We start from the raw sequence: 2,236 nt of genomic DNA, 5'->3' as shown, positions 1-2,236 counted from the left end.
CGCCGAGGCCCAGGTGGTGGCCGCCCGCTGGGACGCCGCCGGGCTCCGGGCGCGGGCCGAGGCCGGGGAGCTGCCGCCCATGCTGCGCGGCCTCGTACGGACGCCCAGGCGTACCGCCGGTGAGCGGGGCGACGGCGGCGTGGCCGGGCTGGTGTCCAGGCTCGCCGTGCTGACCAAGGACGAAGGGCTGCGCCTGCTCACCGACCGCGTGCGGACGCACGTGGCGGCCGTCCTCGCCCACGGCAGCGCCGACCACATCGAGGCCGACCGCGCGTTCAACCGCCTCGGCTTCGACTCGTTGACGGCCGTCGAGCTGCGCAACCGGCTCAACGCCGACACCGGCCTGCGGCTGCCCGCGACCCTCGTCTTCGACCACCCGACCGTCAACTCGCTGGCCGAGTACCTCTTCCGCACGCTCGTGCCGCAGGCGCCGTCCCCCGAGGACACGCTGCGCACGGCCCTGGAGCACGTCGGCTCCATGCTGGCCGGCGCCAGGGAGGACGCGGACGCGGTACGCAGCAAGCTCGTCGCCGTGCTGCAGAGCAGCCTGGCCCGGTTCGGGGCGGAGCCGGAGAGCCCCGGACACCCCGACACGGTGGTGGGCAAGATCGACTCGGCTTCGGACGAGGAGATCTTCGCCCTCATCGACAACGAACTGTGACGCCTGACTCCCGCGACCGAAGGGTTCGACCTGATGGGGACCGAGGACAAGCTCCGCGACTATCTGAGGCGCGCGACCGTCGAGCTGGCGGAGACCCGCCAGCGCCTCGCCGAGGACGTGGGCCGCCGGCACGAGCCGGTGGCGATCGTGGGCATGGCGTGCCGGTATCCCGGCGGGGTGTGGAGCCCCGACGACCTGTGGGACCTGGTGGAGACGGACGGCGACGCCATCGGCGACTTCCCGGCCGACCGGGGCTGGGACCTGGAGGGCCTGTTCGACCCCGACCCCGAGGCGTGGGGCAAGTCGTACACCCGGCAGGGCGGGTTCGTCGGCGGCGTGGCCGACTTCGACGCCGCGTTCTTCGGGATGAGCCCGCGCAGCGCGCTGGCCACGGACCCGCAGCACCGGCTGTTCCTGGAGTCGTGCTGGGAGGCGCTGGAACGGGCGGGCATCGACCCGGCGACGCTGCGCGGCTCCCGCACCGGCGTGTACGCGGGCAACATGTACGAGCACTACTCGACCCGGTTCCTGGAGGTCACCCCCGAGGCCGTCGAGGGCACCCTGTTCACCTCCAGCGCCTCCAGCGTCATGTCCGGCCGCGTCTCCTACACCCTCGGCCTGGAGGGCCCGGCGCTGTCGGTGGACACCGCCTGCTCGTCGTCCCTGGTCGCCCTGCACCTGGCCGTCCAGGCGCTGCGCCGGGGCGAATGCTCGCTGGCCCTGGCCGGGGGGGTGTCGGTCATGGCGTCCCCGGTGCCGTTCATCGAGTTCTGCCGGCAGCGGGCGCTCGCCCCCGACGGGCGGTGCAAGTCGTTCTCCTCGACCGCCGACGGCGCCGCCTGGTCGGAGGGCGTGGGCGTGCTCACGCTGGAGCGCCTCTCGGACGCCCGGCGCAACGGCCGCCGCGTCCTCGCGGTGATCCGCGGCTCGGCGATCAACCAGGACGGCGCGAGCAACGGCATGACCGCGCCCAGCGGCCCCGCCCAGGAGCGGGTCATCCAGCAGGCGCTCGCCGACGCCCAGCTCGACACCCTCGACGTGGACGTCGTCGAGGCGCACGGCACCGGCACGACCCTCGGCGACCCGATCGAGGCGCAGGCCCTGCTCGCCACCTACGGCCGGGCCCGCGGCGGTGACCGGCCGGTCTGGCTCGGGTCGGTCAAGTCGAACATCGGCCACACCCAGGCCGCGGCCGGCGTGGCCGGGGTCATCAAGATGGTCAAGGCCCTGGAGCACCGCCGCCTGCCGCGCACGTTGCACGTCGAGGAGCCGACCCCGCACGTGGACTGGGCGTCCGGCGGGCTGCGCGTCCTCACCGAGCCCGTCGAGCTGCCCGCCGACCGGCCGGTGCGGGCGGGCGTCTCCAGCTTCGGCGTCAGCGGCACGAACGCGCACGTCATCCTGGAGAGCGCCCCCGAGCCGGCGTCCGCGGCCGAGGGCGCGGAGCTCACGGACGCCGGGCCGATCGTGTGGGCCTTCTCCGCCAAGACCGCCGCCGCGCTGCGCGCCCAGGCCGGCCGGCTGCGCGAGCACGCGGGCCGCGTCAGCGGCGCGGAGCTCGCCGCCACGGCGCGG

The 2,236-nt window shown here is 75.0% G+C and carries 2 protein-coding genes; both read left to right on the top strand.

Translation table 11 applies throughout. The annotated features are described in order from the left end of the window. On the top strand, nucleotides 1-661 hold a 661-nt coding region (locus tag AB0H81_RS44640; RefSeq protein ID WP_358388564.1), incomplete at its 5' end, for a phosphopantetheine-binding protein. A 33-nt stretch (nucleotides 662-694) separates the two neighbouring features. After that, nucleotides 695-2,236 (top strand): beta-ketoacyl synthase N-terminal-like domain-containing protein (locus AB0H81_RS44635; RefSeq protein ID WP_358388561.1); only part of this gene is annotated, 1,542 nt, incomplete at its 3' end.

The organism is Nonomuraea sp. NPDC050691 (assembly GCF_040654455.1).
Taxonomy (GTDB): Bacteria; Actinomycetota; Actinomycetes; order Streptosporangiales; family Streptosporangiaceae; genus Nonomuraea.
Note: the sequence above shows the minus strand (reverse complement) of the source record. Positions and strands in the feature narration are given on the sequence as shown.